General features: G+C 44.5%; 22 protein-coding genes. 8 read left to right on the forward strand and 14 right to left on the reverse strand.

Annotation, left to right across the window (positions count from 1 at the left end; genetic code table 11):
• Positions 1-583 precede the first annotated feature (583 nt).
• From lspA to IDJ77_RS23760, 3 genes are all read left to right on the forward strand, one after another.
• Complete coding sequence (lspA, locus tag IDJ77_RS23750; protein WP_191191481.1) at positions 584-1,129, forward strand: signal peptidase II; 546 nt, start codon at positions 584-586, stop codon at positions 1,127-1,129.
• Positions 1,130-1,536: 407 nt separating this feature from the next.
• The gene (locus IDJ77_RS23755; protein ID WP_191191482.1) at positions 1,537-2,895 is read left to right on the forward strand and encodes a DEAD/DEAH box helicase; all 1,359 of its coding nucleotides are present in this window, start codon (positions 1,537-1,539) and stop codon (positions 2,893-2,895) included.
• 161 nt (positions 2,896-3,056) lie between these two features.
• On the forward strand, positions 3,057-3,353 hold the full coding sequence (locus IDJ77_RS23760; RefSeq protein ID WP_191191483.1) for an FtsB family cell division protein: 297 nt from the start codon (positions 3,057-3,059) through the stop codon (positions 3,351-3,353).
• 99 nt (positions 3,354-3,452) lie between these two features.
• Here IDJ77_RS23760 and IDJ77_RS23765 read toward each other — a convergent pair whose 3' ends face one another.
• Both IDJ77_RS23765 and IDJ77_RS23770 read right to left on the reverse strand, forming a co-directional pair.
• Entirely contained in the window at positions 3,453-3,665 is a 213-nt protein-coding gene (locus IDJ77_RS23765) for a DUF5808 domain-containing protein (protein ID WP_191191484.1), read from the reverse strand.
• Positions 3,666-3,678: 13 nt separating this feature from the next.
• A complete protein-coding gene (locus IDJ77_RS23770; RefSeq protein WP_317174369.1) occupies positions 3,679-5,463 on the reverse strand; it encodes a DUF885 domain-containing protein in 1,785 nt (594 codons plus the stop codon).
• A 308-nt stretch (positions 5,464-5,771) separates the two neighbouring features.
• Between IDJ77_RS23770 and IDJ77_RS23775 the strand changes: the two genes are divergently transcribed.
• Positions 5,772-6,248 (forward strand): DinB family protein, encoded by a 477-nt coding sequence (locus IDJ77_RS23775; RefSeq protein WP_191191485.1) that lies wholly within the window; start codon positions 5,772-5,774, stop codon positions 6,246-6,248.
• Positions 6,249-6,326: 78 nt separating this feature from the next.
• Here IDJ77_RS23775 and IDJ77_RS23780 read toward each other — a convergent pair whose 3' ends face one another.
• Positions 6,327-7,613, reverse strand: a complete 1,287-nt coding sequence (locus tag IDJ77_RS23780) for a serine aminopeptidase domain-containing protein (RefSeq protein WP_191191486.1) — start codon at positions 7,611-7,613, stop codon at positions 6,327-6,329.
• 204 nt (positions 7,614-7,817) lie between these two features.
• On the opposite strand from IDJ77_RS23780, the gene IDJ77_RS23785 reads away from it, so the two are divergent.
• On the forward strand, positions 7,818-10,268 hold the full coding sequence (locus tag IDJ77_RS23785) for an outer membrane beta-barrel protein (protein ID WP_191191487.1): 2,451 nt from the start codon (positions 7,818-7,820) through the stop codon (positions 10,266-10,268).
• A gap of 38 nt (positions 10,269-10,306) precedes the next feature.
• Here IDJ77_RS23785 and IDJ77_RS23790 read toward each other — a convergent pair whose 3' ends face one another.
• The 9 genes from IDJ77_RS23790 to IDJ77_RS23830 all read right to left on the reverse strand — a co-directional run bounded on the left by IDJ77_RS23790 (position 10,307) and on the right by IDJ77_RS23830 (position 17,016).
• On the reverse strand, positions 10,307-10,522 hold the full coding sequence (locus IDJ77_RS23790) for a KTSC domain-containing protein (RefSeq protein ID WP_191191488.1): 216 nt from the start codon (positions 10,520-10,522) through the stop codon (positions 10,307-10,309).
• A 40-nt stretch (positions 10,523-10,562) separates the two neighbouring features.
• A complete protein-coding gene (locus IDJ77_RS23795) occupies positions 10,563-10,946 on the reverse strand; it encodes a DUF1634 domain-containing protein (protein ID WP_191191489.1) in 384 nt (127 codons plus the stop codon).
• A gap of 237 nt (positions 10,947-11,183) precedes the next feature.
• Positions 11,184-11,669, reverse strand: coding sequence for a hypothetical protein (locus IDJ77_RS23800; RefSeq protein ID WP_191191490.1), 486 nt, complete (start codon positions 11,667-11,669; stop codon positions 11,184-11,186).
• 16 nt (positions 11,670-11,685) lie between these two features.
• Positions 11,686-12,705, reverse strand: coding sequence for a hypothetical protein (locus tag IDJ77_RS23805; RefSeq protein WP_191191491.1), 1,020 nt, complete (start codon positions 12,703-12,705; stop codon positions 11,686-11,688).
• 51 nt (positions 12,706-12,756) lie between these two features.
• On the reverse strand, positions 12,757-13,311 hold the full coding sequence (locus IDJ77_RS23810; RefSeq protein ID WP_191191492.1) for an RNA polymerase sigma factor: 555 nt from the start codon (positions 13,309-13,311) through the stop codon (positions 12,757-12,759).
• A 64-nt stretch (positions 13,312-13,375) separates the two neighbouring features.
• Positions 13,376-13,837, reverse strand: a complete 462-nt coding sequence (gene bcp / locus IDJ77_RS23815) for a thioredoxin-dependent thiol peroxidase (RefSeq protein WP_191191493.1) — start codon at positions 13,835-13,837, stop codon at positions 13,376-13,378.
• Between the two features lie 2 nt (positions 13,838-13,839).
• Complete coding sequence (locus IDJ77_RS23820; protein ID WP_191191494.1) at positions 13,840-15,597, reverse strand: M23 family metallopeptidase; 1,758 nt, start codon at positions 15,595-15,597, stop codon at positions 13,840-13,842.
• 164 nt (positions 15,598-15,761) lie between these two features.
• Positions 15,762-16,373, reverse strand: coding sequence for a fumarylacetoacetate hydrolase family protein (locus IDJ77_RS23825; RefSeq protein WP_191191495.1), 612 nt, complete (start codon positions 16,371-16,373; stop codon positions 15,762-15,764).
• A 130-nt stretch (positions 16,374-16,503) separates the two neighbouring features.
• Entirely contained in the window at positions 16,504-17,016 is a 513-nt protein-coding gene (locus IDJ77_RS23830) for a T9SS type A sorting domain-containing protein (RefSeq protein WP_191191496.1), read from the reverse strand.
• Between the two features lie 490 nt (positions 17,017-17,506).
• Here IDJ77_RS23830 and IDJ77_RS23835 point away from each other — a divergent pair, with 490 nt between their 5' ends.
• Positions 17,507-19,468 carry a KUP/HAK/KT family potassium transporter gene (locus IDJ77_RS23835; protein ID WP_191191497.1) on the forward strand — a complete coding sequence of 654 codons (1,962 nt, stop codon included), beginning with the start codon at positions 17,507-17,509 and terminating at the stop codon, positions 19,466-19,468.
• A 410-nt stretch (positions 19,469-19,878) separates the two neighbouring features.
• On the opposite strand, the gene IDJ77_RS23840 is transcribed toward IDJ77_RS23835, so the two are convergent.
• Positions 19,879-21,591: an amino acid permease gene (locus IDJ77_RS23840; RefSeq protein ID WP_191191498.1), complete on the reverse strand. Its 1,713-nt coding sequence runs from the start codon at positions 21,589-21,591 to the stop codon at positions 19,879-19,881.
• Between the two features lie 83 nt (positions 21,592-21,674).
• On the opposite strand from IDJ77_RS23840, the gene IDJ77_RS23845 reads away from it, so the two are divergent.
• The gene (locus tag IDJ77_RS23845) at positions 21,675-22,343 is read left to right on the forward strand and encodes a phosphatase PAP2 family protein (protein WP_191191499.1); all 669 of its coding nucleotides are present in this window, start codon (positions 21,675-21,677) and stop codon (positions 22,341-22,343) included.
• Here IDJ77_RS23845 and IDJ77_RS23850 read toward each other — a convergent pair.
• Positions 22,340-23,002, reverse strand: a complete 663-nt coding sequence (locus IDJ77_RS23850) for an EGFR-like transmembrane domain-containing protein (protein ID WP_191191500.1) — start codon at positions 23,000-23,002, stop codon at positions 22,340-22,342. The two genes, IDJ77_RS23845 and IDJ77_RS23850, sit on opposite strands and share 4 nt — an antisense overlap.
• A 97-nt stretch (positions 23,003-23,099) precedes the next feature.
• Here IDJ77_RS23850 and IDJ77_RS23855 point away from each other — a divergent pair, with 97 nt between their 5' ends.
• A complete protein-coding gene (locus IDJ77_RS23855) occupies positions 23,100-23,702 on the forward strand; it encodes a DUF4291 domain-containing protein (RefSeq protein ID WP_191191501.1) in 603 nt (200 codons plus the stop codon).
• Positions 23,703-23,799 lie beyond the last annotated feature (97 nt).

Consider the following 23,799-nt stretch of genomic DNA (forward strand, 5'->3'; position numbering starts at 1 on the left):
GGCCTTAAATTATCAAACACCACAAACAGTTCATCAACAAAAAATGCTTGCCAGTTTTACCTGACAAGCATTATATTTAGTTCATTAAAATCTGTCAACCTATTTCAGGACGACTCATGAATTACTACCTTAGAAGCCTTATAACCTCATCACATGAATTGCTTTAACCATGTTACCACACCTGCAGTAGCTATTTGCAAAAATTGCAATAAGGGCCTTTGTCCGGATTGCCTTACCGAAATTAAAAATGGGATTGCGTGTACAGCAACCTGTATAGACGAAGTAAAATCAATAAATGGATTAATAGAACGAAACAAGAATTTATCTAATAGAGCCGTAAGTACTTATAACCGGATGGTTTTTATTTACGGTTCGATGGGATTGCTATTTATTTATGCGGCATACATATATCCCGAACTTAATTTATACATGTACCCTGCAGGCGGGCTATTTTTACTAATAGGCATTTTAACATTTATTGCAAATAAAAAGCGTTACAAAAGCAATAATTAAAACACGTTGTGGTGTCCTCACCACAACATAACATTAGCATTTCTCAAATTCTCTTTTTACTTTCGTGGTAATGAAATTGAAAGGACTGTACCGGGCTGTTGTTATTTTAGTTATTCTCGCCCTCAATATTAGTTGCGACCAGGTTTCCAAATCCATCGTGCGCAAAAAAATGAGTTACGATGAGCCTATCAGCTTCATACAGAACCATTTTACGCTGATCAAGATAGAAAATACGGGCGCTTTTTTGAGCGTTGGCGATACCCTGGCTAACCCTTATCGCTTTATCCTGCTTACTTTATTACCTGTAATTTCGCTGTTGGCGGGTACCATATTTATGCTTACCCAAAAGAATTTCAGCAAGCTGATCCTTGGCGGACTCATCTGCGTTATAGGCGGCGGCATCGGTAATATTTACGATCGTATTGCCCACGGCTCGGTTACCGATTTTATGCATATCCGTTTCGGCATCTTCCAAACCGGCATTTTTAACGTAGCCGATGTTTCCATCATGGTAGGTATCGGGCTGATATTGCTGGATGCTATAGTGAAGAAAATGGAAGAGAAGAAACTACAGCAACAAACCGAACCGCCGACAGAAACAGCAAACGCAGAATAAACCCTATCCCGCGTTAGGGATTGCAGTGAAAACCCCGGAATGAAGCGCTGCTTCTATCAGCAGCGCGGAATGAGGAGTTGTAACGGAAAGCCCGGCCCGAAGGGAACGCCCATATCTACCATTTCCAAAGGTAAAAGATGTTTATTTTCCTCACGAATTGCCGTTATTTTCATTTCACTCAATGGTAATATAATCATTTGAAATTCGCTCCTCTAAACCTTGTGATCCATTTATCACGGTCACTTCTCCATCACATTCCTGCTCTAATCTACCCGCATAACCTACTTCATAATAAAAAGCGTATCTTTGCAGAAATAATTACCCGTTGATTTACGGTTTTGATCAATAGACACTCTTCAGATCCGCTTAATGCTTCGCGTTAGCAAATAATACATACAATTCAATACATGTCATTCGAAAATTTAAATTTAATTGAGCCTATTTTAAAGGCTTTAAAAACAGAGGGTTATACAACCCCTACCCCAATACAAGAACAAGCAATCCCTTTTATATTACAACACCGCGACCTGCTGGGCTGCGCCCAAACCGGTACCGGTAAAACGGCTGCCTTTGCTATCCCTATTTTGCATTTATTGTTTTTAGATAAGCAAAAACACAAGGAGCAAAAATCAATCAAGGCCCTGATTTTAACCCCAACCCGCGAACTGGCCATCCAGATCAGCGAGAGCTTTACCGCTTACGGCAAAAACACCGGACTTAAAAACCTGGTTATTTTCGGTGGTGTATCGCAGGGCCCGCAAACAGATGCTTTGCGCCGTGGCGTTGATATCCTCATCGCTACTCCGGGCCGCCTTTTAGACCTGATGAACCAGCGCTTTGTGCACCTGGACCAGATAAAAATGCTGATTTTGGATGAGGCCGACCGTATGCTGGATATGGGCTTTGTACATGATGTAAAAAAGATCATCGCCAAGGTTCCGCAAAACAGGCAAACTTTGTTCTTCTCGGCTACCATGCCAAACGAGATCCAAAGCCTGGCCGATTCTATCCTGCAGAAACCTGCTAAGGTGGAGGTTGCGCCGGTATCGTCTACAGCTGATACCATACAGCAGTCGTTATATTTTGTAGAGAAGAACGATAAGCGTTTATTGCTTAATCACATCCTGAAAGATAAAAACATTAAAACAGCCCTGGTATTTACCCGTACCAAGCACGGTGCCGATAAAGTTGTTAAAGACCTGGTAAAAGCCGGTATTACTGCCGAGGCCATCCACGGTAATAAATCGCAGAATGCTCGCCAGCGCGCTTTAACCAACTTTAAAAACCGTACCACACGCGTTTTAATTGCTACCGATATTGCCGCGCGCGGTATTGATATCGACGAATTAACACACGTGATCAATTACGAGATCCCTAACATCCCCGAAACCTATGTACACCGTATTGGTCGTACAGGCCGCGCGGGCGCAAGTGGCATAGCCCTTACATTTTGTGATGGCGAGGAAGAAATAGATTTCCTGAAAGATATTCATAAACTGATAGCCAAAGAGATCCCAGTGGAGGAAGAACACCCTTACCCGCTAAGCATCCAGGCCATGACCGAGAAGATGATGAGCAAAGCCAAAAACGCGCCTGCTAAAGGCAAGAGCGGTGGCGGCGGCGGTTCACGTGGTGGCAGGCCGGGTGGCGGCGGTGGTCGTAGCGGCGGCGGCAGGCCGGGTGGCAACACCCGTACCGATGGCAGTCGTAAAGCCGGCGGCAGTAGCGGCATGAGCGGCGCAGCAGGAAGAACGGGCAGGAGATAGTTATTGGTTGATTGGGTTGATTAAGTGAATGGTTGGCATAGTTTGATATTAACTCTCTCCACTCACCTAATCAACCCCTCCCCATTGTTAACAAGTTAATAATCCTGTTTGCAGCGTTCAGATAAATTAAATAGCTTTATAATTAAATTTTTCCGCACCCAATGAAACGCTTTATCAACCTTATCAAGAACAAATTTTTCCTGGTAACCGTAATATTTGTTGTTTGGATGATCTTCTTTGATAAGAACGACCTGTTCTCGCAATACCAATACAAGCAGCAGCTAAGCAAGCTGGAGCAGGAGCGCGATTTTTACAAGGCCGAAACCGCTAAAGTGAATAAAGACCTCGACGAGCTTACCTCTGATAAAGCCAAGCTGGAAAAATTCGCTCGCGAAAAGTACCTCATGAAAAAAGAGAACGAGGATGTTTTTGTAATAGAGCGAGAGAAGAAAAATTAAGCAGATGTGCAGATTTTAGATGTGCAAATGATAAAAGCCTTTCAAGTTTAGCTTGAAAGGCTTTTTTGGTTTTGAACCAATGGGTCGGCGTCCCGCCTCCTATCTCACCAGCATTTTTATCGCTATAATAATCCCCACAACCATCAGGATAAATATCCAGCTGCCTTTATGCGCAAAATTGAATGTCCAACCCCAGCCAAAGCGCTTAGGCACTACCAGCTTCGGATCGGCAGGATTATAATAAATGAGGCCCCATATCCAGTGGCTTGCGTCCTTTTTTTCTAATTCATTCATACCTTTACTTCTCAACATCTGCACATCAAAATTAACCACCGCTACCCGGCTTGGTATCAATTTTTGGCACGGTAAACATGGCTTCTTTAATAAACTTAACCGGCGCGTTACCATACCCCAGGAATTTCTCGTTAAACTCTTTAATGCGATATTTATCACCCTGCTTCTTTTTCCAGGCTAGCTGCAGGTCGTTAATTTCTTTATACCCTGTAAAATAGCTGGTAAGCTGTACACTGCTAACGCTTACCCGTTTCCATTTATTATCGGCTTCGGCTTGCTGTTGGAAGGCCTCGCGGGTTAGCATTTTTATCGCCTGCTCTTTAGTCATGTTACTTGCGTGTACACTATAATCCAATATGGCGTTACATACCGACCGCAGGTGCCATTTATACCACATCAGGCGCATCTCCGGCTCTTTATCGCCAAAGCCTGCATCCAGCATCATCTGCTCGCTATAAACTGCCCAGCCTTCTATCATGGCACCATTGCCAAATACCGATTTGACAATGCTTGGCGATTTATTGGCATAAACCAGCTGGGTATAATGCCCCGGAATGGCTTCGTGGATGCACAGGATCTGCAGGATGTATTGATTGTACTCGCGCAGATAGCTTTCGGCCCGCTCGGGCGACCAGCCCACAAGGCTGCCCACATTGTAATACGTATTGCCCGTTTTATCATAAGGCCCGGGCGAACTTACCGATGCACCGGCAACACCGGCCATGTAGCCGGGTTCCTTACGAACGATGAGCGGTTTGCTTGGGTCGAGGGTTAGCAGGTCTTTACTTTTGATGAACGCGGTTAGTTTTGGCAATTCGGCCTCAATAGCAGATTGAAATTCCGATGGCGCCACGTGTTTGGTAGATAGCGTATCTATCATCTGGCCTATCAGGTCAAGCGAATCTGTTGGCATTGCTTTGGTACCAAAATATTTTGGCCAAAGCGTGCGGCTGATCTTCGCCATTTCGCGATGCAGGTATTTTTTGCGTTCCATGGCGGCATTGTAAACCTGCTGGGCGGTGCTTTCCGACTGTATCTCGTATTTGAATTTGTTTTCGTAGTATTCCTTACCCAGCCTAAAGCTGCGGGGCTTATCGTTCTTCATCGCTTTTAAATAAGCCACAAAGCCCTTTATCGCGTCAACCGAGATGCGTGCACGGTCTACCATCTGCTTTTGCTCAGCATCAGGGATCTTTGTTTTTTTAAGCGAATCGGCAAAGTCGCTTTCTATAACACTCAAGCCACCGGTATGCTGGTCTATAGCCAGGCTGGTTAGCTCTGCAACCGGGTTTTTAAGCTGTTTTTGGGCCTCTTTGTAATAAGCCGGGATAAATGCCATCCGCTGATAAAAACTGCGAAGGCGTTTCTCCAGCGGGGCGTAATGCTCGTTAAGGATAAGCGCAAAACCGCCTATTACGTTGTATGATGCCGGGTTCCACTGATATTCGCGCAGTTGCTCCAGGTTCCACTGGATAGATTCCAGCTGGTTCTGCATCATACGGTGATCTATCTTATTGGCATCAGATAAGGTGCCTACCTCAAACCTGCTGAGCGAATCCATCTGCACCTTGGTGAATTTGATAGCCTTTTTACGGTTATCATCATTGGGGATGAGCAGTAAGCTGTCGTATTTATGATAGCCGGCTGTGGTTGCCCATTCGGGGTTCTCTTTCCAAAAATCATCCAAAAAATGGTCTTCGTATTGCAGGAAGGCAGCATCGTCCTTCGCCGAAAGCGGTTCGGATGATTGCCCGTCTTTTTTACAGGCCGAAAACGCGGCAACGTACAGGGAAAGTAAAAGTAGTTTCTTTATCACCTTAGTAAGGGTTTGCTTTGGTTTATAAACTTAGAGTGTTGGAAACATAACGATTTTCTTGCCGCCCGCACATTTAACTCACCCCGGGTTCGCTAACGCTGCCCTACCCTCTCTCCGCAAGCGGAAAAAGGGTTAAAAGGAAAAATAAAATCTCCCCTCTTTGCGCAGCAGAGAGGGGTTGGGGGTGAGTCAACTCTTGACCCGGGCATTAGCACCACGTTTTGAACACTTAAGGTTATAAACTTAGAAATTTTGCCGCATATAAATCAAATATGCTGCGATTTTGTTACTGAAGAAATACCCTACCTATGGACGATCAGCATAGAATATTAATTGCCGAGCTGGAGAAACTGATAGCGGGCGGCGGCGCGCATGCCACTTTGGAGGATGCTTTGAAGGAGATCCCCGCGAAATTCAGAGGGGTGCGGCCCGATAATCTACCCTACAGCATCTGGCAGCTTGCCGAGCATATCCGCATTGCGCAATGGGACATGCTGGAGTTTAGCAAGGATGGCAACCACCAATCGCCTAAATGGCCGGATGATTACTGGCCAAAAGAAAATGAGCCGAAAGATGATGCCGCGTGGGAGAAAACCATCGACCAGATCCAGGCCGACCGGGCGGAGTTTTTAGCATTGCTGAAAAGCGAAGATATTTATAAACCCATCGCCAATGGCAGCGGGCAAAACATTTTGCGCGAGGCCCTGCAGGTTGCCGATCATAATGCGTACCACACTTCGGAAATTATTTTATTGAGGAGGCTGCTGGGAATCTGGGACCGTTGATTTTAATGATTAAAGGATTACGTCGATTTAGCGCTAAGAGCTATCAGCGAAATCAACGTAATCATTAAAATCAGCGGTCTACTTTATCCCATTCACAAACTCCACAATGGCGGTTACCAATTCGGGTTTTAGGGGTAGTGTGGGTTTATTGTAGGTGGCCATATTTTGTTCGCGGTCGGCGGGGGCCTCTTTCAGGATATGGTTCATGCCGGGGATAACAACCAGTTTCGCGTCAGAATCGGCCTTTTTTAACTTTTCTGCATCGCTTTCGGTTACCTGTATATCTGTAGTTCCCTGTAAAATTAGTGCAGGTATTTTAACACTTTTCATCATCCTGATGGGGTCGTATCTAAACCACGACATGAGGTAAGGTTGGATACTTGGCCTGATGATGGAATACAATTGCGGGTCGATGTAATCGGTAGTTTTTCCTTTCCTCAGGCTGTCTACAACCGTTTTATATTGATCTACCAAAAACTTCGGCATCGATTTTTCTACTTGTTCCTGCACTATTTTCTCGGCGGTGCGGCCTGCGCCTGCTACCGAGATAAACCCTTTAACGGGCTGGTCGCGGAGGGTGAGTAAACCCACCAGTGATCCCTCGCTATGCCCCAAAACAATTACTTTAGAAAATCGCTGATCCTCGTTAAGCATATTAACCAAACCAACGGCATCGTCCACATAATCGGTAAAGCGCAGTTCTTTCTCTTTTGTAGAACTTACGCTTTGGCCCACCAAACGCTTATCATACCGTAAAACAGCAATATTATTTTTGCCCAGTTCGTTGGCCAGCATTTTATAAGTATTACCGTTCAACCCAAGTTTCGGGCTGTTCCCATCGCGATCGGTAGGGCCCGAACCAGGAATAATTAGCACCACCGGCACCTTACCTTTAGCGTTTTTAGGAATGGTTAGCGTGCCCGGGATGGTACCGGTAAACATTTTGAATAAAACCGGCTCTTCGGTAAGCGATGCATCCATCTGGATGGTTTTGGCCGGCTCCTGGTAAGGTGTAAAAAACACGCCAACCAGTTTATTCTGGCTGTTTAGCGATAGGTTTAAAAAGAATACAGCGTTGGCAAAAGTTGCCTTATAAATGGCCGTTGGCGCCACATAACGGTCTATCTCTGTTTTGCTTAACGCACCCAATTGCGCTTTTAGTTGCGTGGTGGTTTGGTTCCACTTATCCGCAGCCATGGTGGCCTTCATTTCCGGCGCAAACATGGCGTAGATACTATCGGGCTGGTTGGCATTGTAAAACTGCTTAAACCTGGCCAATACGGGGGCAAAGTTGGCGGGAGCTGTTTGCGCCATGGCGCTTATAGCTAAAAACAGTACTATTGCAGTGGTATATATTCTTTTCATCCGGGGTTTAACCTGTTTATATTGGGGGATACTGATGGCGAATTTACTAAATTTTGAGAGGATTTTTGATCCATATATGTATAACTCCGGGCAACATTTATTATTATAATGCGTAAAAAGCATATAAACATATTATAAATTTAATATTTTATTAAATTTGTATTTCCTAAACACACAATATCGGATAAAATCTACTAATAGTTAATGAGGGTTAAAAAAGGGTGTTTGCTACTTGCAATGGTGGCCGGTTTTTATAGTTTTTGTTGCGCCCAAACCAACTCTTCCGTACTCAGGGGCAATGTTTACCTGCAAAATAGTACAGCCGCCGAGGCCGCTACCGTTATATTGTTAAACCAGGCCGATTCCGCTATCGTAATGTCGGTATTGGTTGATCGTAATGGCGCTTTCGAATTTCAGTCCGTTAGGCCGGGTGCCTATTTGGTGCTGGCCAATCACCTGGGTTATATCAAAGCTTATTCTGCCGCCTATAAAGCACCTGCAGGGCAAACCGTTACTATACAGCCTATTTACCTGCAGCCGCTTAGTACCGAACTGAAAGAAGTTGCCGTGGTAGCCAAAAAACCGTTTGTGGAAGTAAGGCCGGGCAAAACCATTATAAACCCTGCGGCCAGTATTACCGCCGATGGCAAGAACGTGCTGGAGATCCTGGCGCAATCGCCGGGCGTAAAAGTGAGTAATACCGATGATATCAGCATCAGCGGCAGGCAAAGCGCGCTGATACTGATAGATGGCAAAACCACCAGCATGACGGGTGCCGACCTCGCCTCGCTGCTGCGAAGCACCCAGGGCAGCAATGTAGACAGGATAGAACTCATCACCGGCGGCTCGGCCAAATACGATGCTTCCGCGGGCGGCGTTATCAATATTGTTTTAAAGAAGGGAAAAAACATAGGCACTAACGGTACCGTAAACTTAACCGCAGGCTATGGCAAATACTACAAAGGAGTTGCCGGCTTTACCTTTAATAGCCGCAGCAAGTATGTAAATGTGTTTGGGCTGTACAATGTAAACGCTAATAAAACTTACCGTGGATTTGATAGCTACCGCAACATCAATTCCGGGGGCGTATTAAGCAGCTACAATCTTAACTACTACGGCAAGCAGGAAACCATCAATCATAATTACCGCCTCGGGGCCGATTTTTCGTTAACGTCTAATCACACACTTGGTGTGCAGGTTTACGGCTTTGTAACCAATAACGATTTCAGCAAGAACAACCAACTTAAAATATCCAACCAGGGGCACCTCGATTCGGTGATACAGGTGGGCTCATCCGTAGAACGCGATCTGCGCAACATTAATTATAATATCAACTACGCAGGCAAGCTGGATAACGTAGGCAGAAGTATCTCTGCGAGTATTACCTACCTGCCCTACACCAGGCGATCTGACGAGTACATCAACAACATGTTTTTTGATGCCCAGGGTACCCGGTACCGCCCCGATAACCTGCTGCAAAACCTTTCGCCATCGCACCGCCGCAACTGGACCGGCCTGTTGGATTTTGTAAACCCACTAAATAAAACATCTAAGCTGGAAGCAGGCGTTAAGTTCAGCCACACCGAAAGCGATAACAACCTCATTTTTGGTCCGCAGGTTAATGGTGTTTACACGGTAGACCCTATATTCAGCAATAACTTTGTTTATAACGAGGATGTACACGCAGGCTATTTAAACTATACGGCGGCGTTCGGTAAGTTTGATATGGTAGCCGGGCTGCGCGGTGAGTACACGCATTCAAAAGGGCAATCGGTAAATGTTACATCAACCAGCGCTACTTTAAATATCTTCAATTATTTTAAGCTGTTCCCCAATTTGCTGTTGCACTATGTTAAGGACGATAAACATGAGTACAGCTTAACTTTTGCGCGGGGTATTTTAAGGCCCGATTATGAGAGTCTCAACCCTTTCCTTTATTATGTAGATCCTTACGATTTCCAGAGCGGTAACCCCTATCTCAAACCCGAATACAGCAACACCATTACCTTAACCTACCTGTATAACCAAAGCATTTCGGTATCGCTGTATGCAGGCAAAATCACCGATGCCAACTTCTCGTTCTACACCCAAAACGACGCCACAAAAGTAAATCTTACCACTACACGCAACCTGGGCGATATAAAAGATATCGGCTTACAAATTAACATACCTTATACCTTTACCAGCTGGTGGAGCGGCGAGCTGGATGTAAACGCCGGCTACTACCGGTACACCACCTACCCCGAAAACGGCGACCTGGATAAAGGCACCGGCGACCTGATCATCAATTCCACCCAAAACTTAAAGCTAAGCAAGAGCCTGGCTTTAGAGATCACCGGCTTTTACGAAACGGCCAACCAATACGGCATCAGGCGCTTTAGTCCGAATTATTACCTCACCGCGGGCCTTAGCACCCCGGTATTTGGTAAACGCGGCAAACTGAGCCTGAATCTGTCTGATATTTTTAACACCAATCGCGACAGGGCCTACACCCAATATCAAAACATCGATCTGCGCATCACCGGCAAACCCGAAACGCGCATAGCAAGGCTTAGCCTGAGCTATCGTTTTGGTAAAACCACCGTAAAAGCTGCCACCAAACACCAAACCGGCACCGAATTGGAGCAGGACAGGATGCGCAAGGGCGCGAACTAACCAATAAAAAAAGACGCGAAGTATCGCGTCTCTACAGGTTACCCCACCTTTTTCTCTTTATACTTTCCTTTTATTTGGGTGACGAAGAAGTTACCCAGAGATGGACTGCCCAGGAATTTTTTTAGTGCGGGTGGCTTAAAATTGAAGTATTGCCATACACCGCTATGCTCTTTAAATTCAAGCTCAAGCGTATGCGTTTCCGCATCGTAACCAATGCTTTCTAAAGCGGACGATTGTACAGGCTGCCTTTGCATATTTATACAGCAAGGCAAAATAAAAATGGTTTTAAAAATCTTAGCCGGCGTGGCCGCTAAGCATACTGCTGAAGATAATAAGCAGCACAATCAACGTGATGCCTACATACAGGTAGTCTTTCTCCAGCACAAAGCCAACAGCAGAAAATACTACCCGGATAACCGGCGTAGCAATGAGCAGAATAATACCCGCCTGGATGATGGCCCTGCCCCTAAAGGTAAAGATGCCGTTGATAATACCCGATGCATTGTGCACAAAATCGGGCACGCCCTTAAAGGTGTGGTAATCGGCAGTGGCATGTCCGTGGCGGTAGATATAAACCACCCCTCCTATAAAAACGATAGCCATAGAGACGAATACCCCTGCGCGCAGGATCCACCCGATGATGGATTGCATATCTTTTTCTTTGAAAGATTGGTTCATTTGTTCACTAGTTCATTTGTTCATTGGTGTGTGGCGGAGAGATCGATCCGCCATTACAACCCGCAAGGAAGCCTTGCTTATCGCAATAATATTGCAGTGTTCAAAATTACATCTTAAAACGAATGCTTGCTAACTATTTGGCTTATTAATTACCAGCACAGGTGGCAGTAAGAATTGAGATGACAATTTCACCGATAAGTACTAATGAACCAGTGAACAAATGAACTAATGAACCAATTAATTCCCTGCGCGGATACTGCGCTCACTAAGCTGTTTGATCACTTCATCATTAAAAGCCTGCTCACTTTTGTATAGGATGCTTATTTTGGATGATGGGATTATTTTCAAAAACTCATCCAGGTAACGCCTTTTGGTGGTAAGCATCTGGTTATCGTAATAAAGTTCTTTTTCCGGGCTACCCGTTGCACTTTTGCCATTCAATCTTTTCAGGATGCGTATGGCTTTAAGTTCCTCCTGGTACTGGTGGTAAAGCGGCCAGAATTTATCGGCTTCGTCATCGGTAAGGTCCAGTTGCTGCGATAAAAACTTATCGCGGGCGGCTTCTATTTTTTTACCCACGCCCTTATTGCTCCGGGGCTGTAAATTTCGTTTTACGCCGTTAGTTGGCTGCAAGTTATTTGTAGGGATTTGCGCAGATACTTCATAGCCGGTGGCAACGGCAATAACTATTACAATAACTATATATCTGAACAATTTAATCATTACGTACGGGGTAGCGTTAATTAACATCAATATAATCGCTGAGGTCTTCGTCCAGCGCCTTGGTATTAATTTGTTTATCATCCTGTATCAGTCCGGCTGCATCGCCGGCATCAACATTTAGCTCAAGGTAATCTTTTATTTCGTCAACAGGCACATTGGCCAGCTCGCTATGCAATAAAGTTTTTTGGTGCGCTACAGCAGGTACTACTACCTCGCTGCCATTTTGCCTTAAAAAGGCACCGGTACCAACAATTAAAGCCAGGCAGGCGGCGGTTGCATACTTAAACGTATTGCTGGCAAATAATTTACGTACAATAGTTTTGCGTATTACAACTTCCTTATTTACCGTTTTATTTAAGATATTTCGATTTAGCATCTCGAAATAGTTCTCCGGAACGGTAAATCCAGTTGTTTTTTCTTCCAGTATCTCTTCAACCGCTATGCGGGCAGTTATCTGCTGCTGCATATCTTCAAAGTAACCATCAGGCACGGCGAAGAACTTCTCGCCTTTGGCCATCTCCTCAATATTTACGCGGCTTTGAATTTTGCTTGCAAGCTCATCAAAATAGCCGACAGGCATGGCAAAGCCATTATCCTCCCCCTCTGCTTCAGCAGCAATATTGATTCGGCCTGTAATATTCGCCGATAGTTTATAAAAATAATTTGCCGGCAAAGCAAAGCCATTGTGCTCCGCTTCTGCATCAACTTCGATATTTATGCGGCTGGTAATGTTTGCCGTAAGCTCATCAAAGTAATTTGCAGGCAACACAAAGCCGTTATGCTCCGCGTTTGCGTCCACATCTATGTTGGTCCTGCTGATGATGTTTGCCGAAAGCGCATCAAAATAATTTGCAGGTACCGTAAAACCGTTTGCCGGGTCTGTACTTTTTAATTCATCTAATTTAACCAATGATAAAATGCGCTGACCGGCTTCTTCAAAATAGGCAGACGGCACTGTAAACGGGTTATTTCGGGTAAACCGTTTAAGTGACATTTCTTCGTCCCCCCACTCCTTATTCTCCATATCGCTTTTCATACTCTGTTATAGATGAATAAATTTACCAAAGGTTTAACGTTAATTCAAAATTTAATCAGTATTCGTCACAAAAGCCTCTATCTTTTTCACCGCGAGGTGAAACGATGCCTTTAAAGCGCCAACACTGGTACCCAGCACATCGCTCATTTCCTCGTACTTCATATCATCAAAGTACTTCATGTTAAACACAAGTCGCTGTTTATCAGGCAGTGTCAATATAGCTTCCTGCAATTTTCGCTGGATCTGATCGCCGGTGAACTGGTCCGAACTTGATAGCGTGTCCGCCAACTCATAGTCTACATCATCCAGCGAAATATTATTTTTCTGCTTCTTTTTATTTAAAAAAGTGATACACTCGTTGGTGGCAATGCGGTACATCCAGGTGTACAACTGGGCATCATTACGGAAGCCCGGTAGGTTTTTCCAAACCTTGATGAATACGTCCTGTACGAGGTCGTCGGCATCATCATGGTCTATCACCATGCGGCGCACGTGCCAGTATATTTTTTGCTGATACTTCTTCAGCAGCATGTTAAATGCTTCGTTACGCGTTTTTTCGTCGCGGAATTTGCTGAGTATCTCTTCGTCTTCTGCCTGTATGGCCATTTATCAAAATTTATCTTTTAAATAAATATAAAGCTTTTTTTGCTTTAATATGTTTTGCCGACAGTTAATTTAACAGTTCCAACACCTGTTGCGATGAGGCTTTGGTATCTACCTTATCAATCACGTGGTCGATAACGCCATCGCCGTTAATAACAAATGTGGTACGCGCGGTACCCATATACTTTTTGCCGTACATGTTTTTCTCTTTCCAAACGTCGTAAGCTTCAACAATGCTATGGTCGGTATCGGCTATCAGCGTAAAGGGCAGGCTGTATTTGGTCTCAAACTTTTTATGCGACTTTTCATCATCCACGCTCACGCCTATCACATCAAAACCTTGGCTCAGCAACGATTGGTAATTATCCCTAAAATCGCATGACTCTGCCGTGCAGCCCGGGGTATCATCTTTTGGGTAAAAGTAAAGAATTACGTTTTTGCCTTTATAATCGCTCAGCGAAACTTCCTTGCCATTTTGGTCTTTCGCGGTAAAATCGGGGGCTTTATCGCCTGCTTTAAGAGTTGCCATGTTTATCGTGTAAATTCTGCTGTAAACGTAGTACTATTGTTCTTCATATCTATCACCGTAAATTCAAAATTATGCTTTCCGGGTGCAATATCGTTAGTAAAAGTATAACTTAATATTTTTGTTTTATAACTCCACTCTACCAGTACCCATTTACCATCTATTTTGCCGGCAAAGCTTTTTATGCCCGATAGGTTATCGCTCATGCGCAGCCTGATAGCGCTGATACCTTTAAGGTTGCTGCCATTACGGATATTGATAGGCGTAATAACCGGCGCCACGGTATCTACCCTGATATAATAATCGCCGAAGGCCTTGGCGGTTGCTTTTATAAAAGCACCATCAGGTTCGCCGCCGATGCTGCCGGTAGCCGCGCTTACAATAACGGCTTTATCCGTGTAAGCACCCAGGCTGATATCGGGCTTTATCCAGATATCGTAGCTATCATGTATCGGCGTAAACCTGTTATGGATGCGGTGCGTTACCGAGTAGGCTCCGGGTTTGGCGGGCAGGCTGGAGTATAAAAAATCCAGGTCATCGTAAAGGTTGCGTACCGGGATCTGTACTTTTAAACGCTCGGTGTTAAACTCGCCCAGGTCGTTGTAATACATCATTTTGCCCACTGGTTTTGCAGGGGCCAAGTTACTTGCTATGGTGCTGGATTGCACTTTTACTTTTACCGACGAGGTGTTGCCCGCTACATCCTTACATATAAATTCCACATCGTGTACTTCGTTATCGTTAAAAGGGATAATACCCCTGTTGATAGATTGCGGATACAGCGATATGCGACTGCCCGGCAGGATGAAGCATTTCTGGATCATGCGGCGGGTAAGCAAAAATGTAGGGTAATCTATATAGGCATTCACTGCGTGAGTTTGATCGAACGCGAAACGCTCCACCGCGAAGGTGTAAACCGTGCGGCCATCCAGCTTTAGTTCGATAGAATAAACACCGTTGTGGTTGTTGGATACGCTGTTTTGATCCGTCACCGCTATGCCGAAACCGGTATTGCCGCTTAACTGCAGCACCTGGGGTTTTAATAGGCGATAATTGCCGGCAGCACCGGTAACGCTTAAAAACTCTTTAGGGGTATTCTCGCTAAAAGGGTTGCCGTTTAAATGATAAACACCTATTGCCGTAATAGTTGGCGGCACTTCATCCGGGATGGTAAGGCCGAACAGCTGTGGATTGATGGTCTCCTCGGTAGCGGTATCCCTCAGCTCAAAATGCACGTGCGGCCCTGCGGAGGCACCTTCGTTGCCGGACACAGCTACCACTTCCCCTTTGATCACTTTAAATGTGCCGGGGGGAACGGCAATATCAGCCTCGAAGGTTTGGTTTTTGTATTGATAATCGCGTATGTATTTAAAAACTTCGGGGGTAAAACTTTGGATGTGGCCATAAACCGAGGTGTAGCCATTTGGATGGGTGATGTATAAGGCCTGCCCAAACCCGCCAAACTGGATGCGCAAGCGCGAGATATAGCCATCGGCTACTGCGTGCACCGGATAGCCGGTGCGCTGCATGGTTTTAAAATCTAAACCCGAGTGAAAATGCGCGGGCCGTAATTCGCCAAAGGAGCCGGCAGTAACGGGTGCCAGATCTAAAGGATAGCGGAAATAACCCTGGGGGTATTGTTTGCTTTGGATGATCTCCTGGGCGTAGGTAACGGTACCTAAAAGCAACAGCAGCACGAATGCCGCGTAAGTTTTGTATTTACTGATTGATGATTTTTTGCTGCTACACGGTCGAACGGCCATACTTATTAATAAAATTTTTCTTTAGTAAACCACCATGGGGCAGTTTTGTTGGGCGCGATTTGAAGGCGGGTATAATAATATCGAACACCGAACGCTGAACATCGAATAATGAAGTATTTCGAAGTTCAGCGTTCGATATTCATTATCCGATATTTTTAAACTTCTTATTTCACCTCAAAATCAAACATTGTTTCGCCTTCCAAATAACCCTGTAGCTTATCGCCAATATTTACTTTGCCTACGCCCTGCGGGGTGCCTGTAAATATCAGATCGCCTTTTTTGAGGGTGATGTATTGCGATACGAAGGCGATAATGCGTTCGAAGGAAAAGAGCAGATCTTTAGTGTTGCCCTGCTGGCGGGTTTCACCGTTCACATCCAGCTTAAAATTAAGCTCGTATAAATTGGCAAATTGTGTCTTCGGCAAAAAGTTACTTACCGGTGCCGAGTTATCAAAGGCTTTAGCCAGTTCCCAGGGCAGCCCCTTCTCTTTATGTTTGGATTGGATATCGCGCGCGGTAAAATCTACACCCAGGGCTATCTCATCATAATAGCTGGCGGCGAATTTTTCGGCGATGTGCTTGCCTTCCTTGCAAACTTTTAAAACGATCTCTATCTCGTGGTGTACATCCTGCGAAAACTCCGGGTGGTAAAAAGGCTTATTATCCTTTAAAAGCGCCGTATCGGGCTTCATAAATATCACGGGTACGCTGGGCACAGGGTTGTTAAGCTCTTTAGCATGCTCGGCATAGTTGCGGCCAATGGCTATTATTTTCATAGATGAATAGAATAAAGCCGAAAATAGAAATTCTACCTTTTAAAATTCTAAACTCTAAAAACTAAATCTAAAAATTGACCATGAAAGGTTATTCTGCTCCCCCTTCAAGGGGCTGGGGGGCTCGCGCGTTTTACAATACCGCTATCCTCTTATTGATAGATTCGGTACCCACGTTTATGCGCAGGAAATAAAAGCCGCGGTTAAGCTTGCTATTTACGTTGTATGTGATGCTTTGCTCACCCATTTCTATACGTTGCGAAAACAGCGTGAGCACATCGTTACCCAGTACATCCATTACTTTAATGGTAACAAAGGCTTCGCGTGCTACGGTGTATTTTACATTAAGTACATCATTAACCGGGTTAGGGTAAACCTGCACATTTGATAGCAGCTTATCTGATGGCACCATTGCCCGCCCCGGCGTAACCGAGATGCGCGTGGTTGAAATAACTGCGGGTTTTATAGGAGGCAGCGATAAATGCAGGATGTTTTTATTTATGGGCTTGGCTTTGCCCTTAATATAACGCAGGTATGAGGTATCCGTTTTTTGAGCGACTACTCCCTTTGCAAGCGCAACGTTCACCATCACCGCAAGCAGTGCCAAGGTAAACCAGGAATTAAGCTTAGTAAATTTTCTACCCATATCAATATTACATGCAAAAGTATAAATATTGTGCGCTACAATTCATGTTGTTATGAATTAATAGATTATTTTAACAATTTTTAACAAAATACACATTTTCCAGTTTATTTTAATAAACTCATATCTATTGACTTATACGTTTTGTAATAGTTTAAGTTGCTGCATACATATTTAATAAAACGGCTACTTATCCACACTCTTGCCTTTGTTCCACAATTGCTATCTGCAAACTCAAAATCACACCAGCTACGCAGAAATTGGCCCAAAAAAAGCTGGCGGTCGCTACCTCAGAAGCAAATAAACAATAATGAGAATTGACAATTTATCAGATTAACAAGGCAATTAACGGCGCCGTTTAAAAATTATGTAAATAAAGCCTGCCTTTGTCTGCAATTCAATAAATATTGGCAGCCCAAACACCCTAAGTTAAAATCACGGTTGTACTAATGTAATTTTTATAAATTTGTAAACTTTTTTTAATATCATATAGGTGTCAAATCATAAAGATCTGCAAAAACTAACAGCCGCTGGGCTGCTTATTAGTTTAGGAATAATTTACGGTGATATTGGTACATCCCCGTTATATGTTTTTAAAGCCATCGTAGGCTCAGAACATTCAAACTTTTCACAGCGTATTTCAGAAACATTGGTACTGGGAGGTGTTTCCCTCATTTTTTGGACGCTTACCCTCCAAACTACCCTTAAATACGTAGTAATTACCCTAAGGGCTGATAACAAGGGCGAGGGCGGCATTTTCTCGCTATTCTCATTAGTGCGCCGTAAAGCAAAATGGTTGATAGTCCCCGCAGTACTGGGCGGCTGCGCCCTCCTTGCCGATGGTATCATCACCCCGCCAATTACCATATCATCAGCCATAGAAGGTTTAAAAACCTATTACCCCGAACTACCTACTGTGCAAATTGTTATAGCTATTATTGCGGGCTTGTTCATCATTCAGCAGTTTGGCACCTCGTTAGTGGGTAAAGCATTTGGGCCTATTATGTTCCTTTGGTTTACTATGATGGGCGTGTTGGGGTTGTCCTACATTGCGCAGATGCCATCCATATTAAGGGCGCTAAACCCCTATTATGCTTACGAACTGCTTACCAGTAACTACAATGCATTCATCATCTTAGGCGCGGTGTTCCTGTGTACTACAGGGGCCGAAGCTTTATACTCCGACCTTGGGCACTGCGGCCGTAAAAACATCCAGATCAGCTGGATCTACGTTAAAACCTGCCTTATCCTTAATTATCTTGGGCAGGCCGTTTGGCTTTTACAGCGAGAAGGTCAGTCTATCGACCTGAACGCCAACAACCCTTTTTACAAAATAATGCCCGAGTGGTTCCTGATATTTGGTATCGGTATAGCCACTATCGCGGCAATTATTGCTTCGCAGGCGCTTATCTCCGGTTCGTTTACGCTCATAGCCGAGGCTGTTAGGCTAAACCTTTGGCCAAAGGTGCGCATCAACTATCCAAGCGAGCAAAAGGGGCAATTATATGTGCCCAGTGTTAACTGGCTGCTTTGCTTTGGCTGTATCGGCGTGGTGCTATTGTTCCGCCATTCGGCTAAGATGGAGGCGGCATACGGTTTAAGTATTACCGTAGCCATGCTGATGACCACCATTCTGGTATCTAAATTCCTGCAGCGAAAAAAAGTACCTACATATATTATCGGTATATTCTTAGGGCTTTACCTGTTGATAGAAGGCACATTTTTATTAGGTAACCTGGTAAAATTTGTACACGGCGGCTGGTTCACCCTCTCGATAGGCCTGGTGCTGTTTGTGATCATGTGGACCTGGCACACCGCCCGTAAGATCAAAAACCGCTATGTTAAGTTCATCGAGATAGACGATTATTACAATATCATCAAAGAGATGAGCGAAGACGAGACCGTGCCTAAATACGCTTCACAGCTGATCTATTTAACCAGCGCCAACTTCAATTCGGAAGTGGAATCGAAGATCATTTACTCCATCCTGCAAAAGCAGCCCAAACGGGCCGATGTTTATTGGCTGGTACACGTTGACGTGGTGGATGAACCTTACAAAAGCGAGTACGAAGTTGACTTTTTGATACCGGGTAAACTCATCCGTGTAGATTTTAAACTTGGGTTCAGGGTAGAGCAACAGATCAACCTGTTGTTCCGCAAGGTGGTAGAAGACCTGGTGAAGAACGGCGAAGTGGATATTACCAGCACCTACAAATCGTTAAACAAGCACAAAATTGTTGGCGATTTCAGGTTTGTGGTGATCGAGAAAGTGTTATCACGCTCGCACAACCTGTCGTTTTACGAGAAGGTGGTGATGTTTGTTTACTCGCACATGAAAAAGATCAGCCTTTCGGAAGAACGCAACTTTGGCCTCGACCTGAGTTTTGTAACCGTAGAGAAAGTACCGCTGATGCTTACCTCGCCCGAATCGGTAAACCTGACGAGGGTGGTGTAATAATAAATAGCATTGATATGAAAGGGCTGCCTGTTTAAACGGGCAACCCTTTTTTGTTTGAGAGCAAGGTATCAATTGCTATAGCCGGGTAATTACAGTATAGTGTAAATAACCATGCTTACCAGTGATATGTAAATTTAAACCAATATTGACAACCAAAATCTTATACCGCTATAGCTTTATAGTATAAACTTTTTTCAGGACGATATAGCTGGCAGGTGTCCCAAAAAAGTGTTTCGCCGTGTTTTTGAGTTAAGATTGAACTTTATTTAATTACCTGATAGTAAGCTATTTATATCAACTATCTAAACAACAGGGGTGTCCCAAAGTGTTTCACTGATTTTAATTAAATAGCTGATAATCAAAAACATGCAAAAAACAGGTGTCCCACATTTAATTGGGACACTTAACTATTTTACTTCGTTCTGCGCTTTGCCAATTAAACTGTGCTTATATCCGTATAAAACATAGATCACCAGGCCTATTAACAGCCACGCCAGGAACCTTATCCAGCTTTGGTAGGTAAGTTCTGTCATGAGGTAAAAGCAGCTGAGCAGGCCTAATACAGGTATCAGCGACAGGTTACGTACAACTGCGGCTATGGTTAGCGCTGCTGATAATATTATAAACAAGAAGAAAGGAAATTTCTCGTGTATATTTTCCCCGGCCAGTATATCCATAAAGGGTTTCCAAAACAAATAGATCATCCCAATAAAAATAAACGGAACTACATATTTGGCGTTAACATAGGGCAGGTGAAACTTGCCTTTTACGGCTGCTTCCCTCGGCATTAACAATACGCCGCCGCAAACCAATACAAAGGCGAATAGGGTACCAATGCTGGTCAAATCGGTTACTTCGGTAAGGTTTAAAAACAGGGCAGGGATAGCTACCACAAAACCAGTCACAATTGTAGCGAACGACGGGGTTTTAAATTTAGGGTGGATGCGGGAGAAAGCCTTTGGCAACAAACCGTCGCGGCTCATGCTCATCCAGATGCGTGGCTGGCCCAGTTGGAATATCAGCAATACGCTGGCAGTTGCAATAACCGCACTGATGGAGATTACATAACTGATGTTCTTCAACCCCACTTTAGCGAATACGAAGGCCAGCGGGTCGCCTACCTGCAGGTCCTTATAACTTACCATACCTGTTAATACCAGGGATATGAGGATATACAACACCGTACATATCAGCAGCGAGTAGATCATACCGCGCGGCAGGTCCTTCTGCGGGTTTTGGCATTCCTCTGCTGTGGTAGAGATGGCATCGAAACCGATATAAGCAAAGAACACGCCCGATACGCCCTTCATTACGCCCTTAAAGCCGTTCGGCATAAATGGGTGCCAGTTGGCCGGCGTTACGTAAAAGAATCCTATGGCGATAACCGCTATAACAATAACTACTTTTAAAACCACCATGGCATTGGTAGCTTTTTTTGTTTCGCGAATACCGATGTATACCAGGTAGGTGATAACAAATACAATCCCTAAAGCGGGTAAATTGGCTATGAATTTAATATTGCCAAAACCCGGGGCATTAGCCCAGGCAACGGCTGCGCTTTTCATGTTATCGGTAATATCTGCCAGTTTACCACTGGCGGTAAGTTCCTGGATCTTCTCCTGCGCACGGAATGCCGAAAAGTAGTCCATGGTGAGGTACTCGGGCATATGGATGTGAAAACCTTCCAGCAGGTTTACAAAGTAGGTACTCCAGGATATGGCTACCGCTATGTTACCGATGGCGTATTCCATTAGCAGATCCCAGCCAATTATCCAGGCGATGAGTTCTCCGAATGATGCATAGGCATAGGTATAAGCACTGCCGGCAACAGGTATGCGCGAAGCAAATTCGGCATAACATAAAGCAGAAAAACCGCAGGTTACCGCGGTTATAATAAATAGTATAGATACCCCGGGGCCACCATAAAACGATGCTTCGCCGATGGTGGAGAAGATCCCCGCGCCTACCACGGCAGCTATCCCCATGAGGGTAAGGTCCTTTACATTAAGTTCTTTTTGGAGTTGGGAGGCGGTGCCGGGGTGCTCTGCGTCGCTGAAACCACATTCAACGTCGGAAAGGATCTTGGCTACAGATTTTTTACGAAATATGCTTTTAGACATATAGTTTGATCAGTTTTTAGTTCTTCAAACCAAACATAACCATTTTTTTGCATTGAAAAACTATATGCGTTACTTTGTGGGCAATGAAAATAGGCGTTAGGGAGGTTTTATTCAGGATACAATACTTTTTAATACCCTATCTTGTAGTTTTATGCGGCTGTTTCCTAATTAAACTGCTTTATACCCGCCGCGAAATATACTTTGCGGTAAATGGCGTATACAATAACATCGCAGACTTCCTGGCCCCGTACATTACCGATATTGGCGATGGACTCACTATTATCATCCTATCGGCCATCATAGCCTTTTTTAATTACCGCAAAGCTTTTTTGCTCACGAGTGGCTACCTGGTAACCTCCATAGTAGCGCAGGCCATAAAATACAGTGTTTACAGCCCGCGGCCGCGTGTTTATTTTGAGCAGGAGTTAGATAAGATCCATTTTGTGAAGGATGTGTACGTAGTTGGCGGAATCCAAAGCTTCCCTTCGGGGCACACGGTAACGGCATTTTCCGCAGCGGTAGTGCTTACCTATGTTATTAAAAACAAAATGTGGGGAGTAGCTTTGTTAATATTAGCCATGCTGGTGGGTTACTCGCGCATGTACTTGAGCCAGCATTTTTTTGAGGACGTTACCGCAGGCTCGGCCATTGGCGTAATGGTTACGGTGATGTGGCTGGGCTTTATAGACAGCAAACAATTTTTAAGATCCCCCCGTTGGAACAGGGGGATCCTGAAAACTTTAAAAGCTTAGCGGTCTAACTGTTCCCTAAGTTTTTTCTTGCGGCGGGTTATGTAAAATACGATTATGCCAATAAACACCAGGACGATTACCACGCCAGATATGAGACTTGGCGATATACCCTTTGCGTTTGACAGGTATTGGTCGGTACGTTTCAGCTCCGGCGATATGACGATAGAACTGGAGAATTTCTTGTACTCATCTTTTATCAACTCGGCGCGGTTTTGCTGGTAGTAATACTCAAATGTGTAGGTAACATCCTGCGTATAAATTACGATGAAGTTACGCAGTTGTACGCCGACACCCTGGTCGGTAGAGAGGGTGAAGGTTTTTGCCTTAAGGTGCCCAAGCGTGGTATCGCGCACGTTCAACGCATCCGAACCTTCTGCCTGGCCCTTAATGCCTTTGATGTAATCTTTCAGCACTTTATTCAGGTCGCGCTCTTTTTTTAACGGCGTGTTGTTTTCAGCATTCGGCTGCCTGATCACTACCACGTAACCTAAATTTGTGTTACCCGAATATATTTGCTGGCCAAGGGTATCTTTTTTGGTGTATGTCTCCGGTAACGATACCGCAACAAGGCTATCTATCTTAACAGGCTTAAAAGGGGCCTGCGCAAAACCTGCTGCCGATAACAACAGGAGGCTAAAACTTATCAGAATCTTTTTCATAGTAGTTTTAACCTGAAAAACACAGATAAGTTTTAATAAGCTTTTATTTACGCTAAAAAATGCTTATATTATTGTATGAATTTACATATATATAACAATGGAACTGAGAATAATAAGAGCAAGCTATGATGACGAAACGATAACTGTTTACCAGGCTTATAACATGGCTATAGCCCGGGCGGCGGTGGAAAGCCAAACATTTGTAAGCCCGTTTAAAAAAGACCGGATGACCTGGATAAAGCCATCATTTTTATGGATGATGTACCGCGCTGGCTGGGGCAACAAAGAAAACCAGGAAAGAGTTTTAGCCGTAAAAATTAAGCGAAGCGGTTTTAACACGGCGTTGGCATCAGCGTGTTTATCATCATTTGATGCTACCGTTTATGCAGATTACGAGGCGTGGCAGTCAACTTTAAAAAATGCGCCTGTACGTGTACAATGGGACCCTGAGAAGGATCTATTAATGAGGCCGCTAAACTATAAATCGCTGCAAATTGGCTTATCGGGCACAGCGGTTGACCAATACCTAAACGATTGGATAGTTGAAATAACCGACATTACCGAAAACTGTAAAAGCATCCATCAGCTAATACTTGAAAATAAACTGGAGGAAGCCACTCAAATGCTCCCAGTAGAAAAGCGCTATATTTTGCCGGCCGGTATCGCTGCCACTATCAACTCTGATCAGCAGGTTGATTGATCCCCCCTACCGCGCCTGTCTCCCACTACCCTTTAATCTTGCCAGGTTATATTGCGGCAATAAACGGGGAAGAAATAAAAAGCCCCCTCCGGCGTGG

This window comes from Mucilaginibacter pankratovii (assembly GCF_014773265.1).
GTDB lineage: Bacteria > Bacteroidota > Bacteroidia > Sphingobacteriales > Sphingobacteriaceae > Mucilaginibacter > Mucilaginibacter pankratovii.

Excerpts from the sequence above, each read along its gene's own strand:
- lspA (WP_191191481.1), top strand. The coding sequence starts at position 584 with ATGAAATTGAAAGGACTGTACCGGGCTGTTGTTATTTTAGTTATTCTC.
- IDJ77_RS23790 (WP_191191488.1), bottom strand. The coding sequence starts at position 10,522 with ATGCAAAGGCAGCCTGTACAATCGTCCGCTTTAGAAAGCATTGGTTAC.
- IDJ77_RS23820 (WP_191191494.1), bottom strand. The coding sequence starts at position 15,597 with ATGGCCGTTCGACCGTGTAGCAGCAAAAAATCATCAATCAGTAAATAC.
- IDJ77_RS23800 (WP_191191490.1), bottom strand. The coding sequence starts at position 11,669 with ATGATTAAATTGTTCAGATATATAGTTATTGTAATAGTTATTGCCGTT.
- IDJ77_RS23780 (WP_191191486.1), bottom strand. The coding sequence starts at position 7,613 with ATGAAAAGAATATATACCACTGCAATAGTACTGTTTTTAGCTATAAGC.
- IDJ77_RS23795 (WP_191191489.1), bottom strand. The coding sequence starts at position 10,946 with ATGAACCAATCTTTCAAAGAAAAAGATATGCAATCCATCATCGGGTGG.
- IDJ77_RS23825 (WP_191191495.1), bottom strand. The coding sequence starts at position 16,373 with ATGAAAATAATAGCCATTGGCCGCAACTATGCCGAGCATGCTAAAGAG.
- IDJ77_RS23850 (WP_191191500.1), bottom strand. The coding sequence starts at position 23,002 with ATGAAAAAGATTCTGATAAGTTTTAGCCTCCTGTTGTTATCGGCAGCA.
- IDJ77_RS23810 (WP_191191492.1), bottom strand. The coding sequence starts at position 13,311 with ATGGCCATACAGGCAGAAGACGAAGAGATACTCAGCAAATTCCGCGAC.
- IDJ77_RS23760 (WP_191191483.1), top strand. The coding sequence starts at position 3,057 with ATGAAACGCTTTATCAACCTTATCAAGAACAAATTTTTCCTGGTAACC.
- IDJ77_RS23785 (WP_191191487.1), top strand. The coding sequence starts at position 7,818 with ATGAGGGTTAAAAAAGGGTGTTTGCTACTTGCAATGGTGGCCGGTTTT.
- IDJ77_RS23775 (WP_191191485.1), top strand. The coding sequence starts at position 5,772 with ATGGACGATCAGCATAGAATATTAATTGCCGAGCTGGAGAAACTGATA.
- IDJ77_RS23840 (WP_191191498.1), bottom strand. The coding sequence starts at position 21,591 with ATGTCTAAAAGCATATTTCGTAAAAAATCTGTAGCCAAGATCCTTTCC.
- IDJ77_RS23805 (WP_191191491.1), bottom strand. The coding sequence starts at position 12,705 with ATGAAAAGCGATATGGAGAATAAGGAGTGGGGGGACGAAGAAATGTCA.
- bcp (WP_191191493.1), bottom strand. The coding sequence starts at position 13,837 with ATGGCAACTCTTAAAGCAGGCGATAAAGCCCCCGATTTTACCGCGAAA.
- IDJ77_RS23765 (WP_191191484.1), bottom strand. The coding sequence starts at position 3,665 with ATGTTGAGAAGTAAAGGTATGAATGAATTAGAAAAAAAGGACGCAAGC.
- IDJ77_RS23755 (WP_191191482.1), top strand. The coding sequence starts at position 1,537 with ATGTCATTCGAAAATTTAAATTTAATTGAGCCTATTTTAAAGGCTTTA.
- IDJ77_RS23845 (WP_191191499.1), top strand. The coding sequence starts at position 21,675 with ATGAAAATAGGCGTTAGGGAGGTTTTATTCAGGATACAATACTTTTTA.
- IDJ77_RS23830 (WP_191191496.1), bottom strand. The coding sequence starts at position 17,016 with ATGGGTAGAAAATTTACTAAGCTTAATTCCTGGTTTACCTTGGCACTG.
- IDJ77_RS23855 (WP_191191501.1), top strand. The coding sequence starts at position 23,100 with ATGGAACTGAGAATAATAAGAGCAAGCTATGATGACGAAACGATAACT.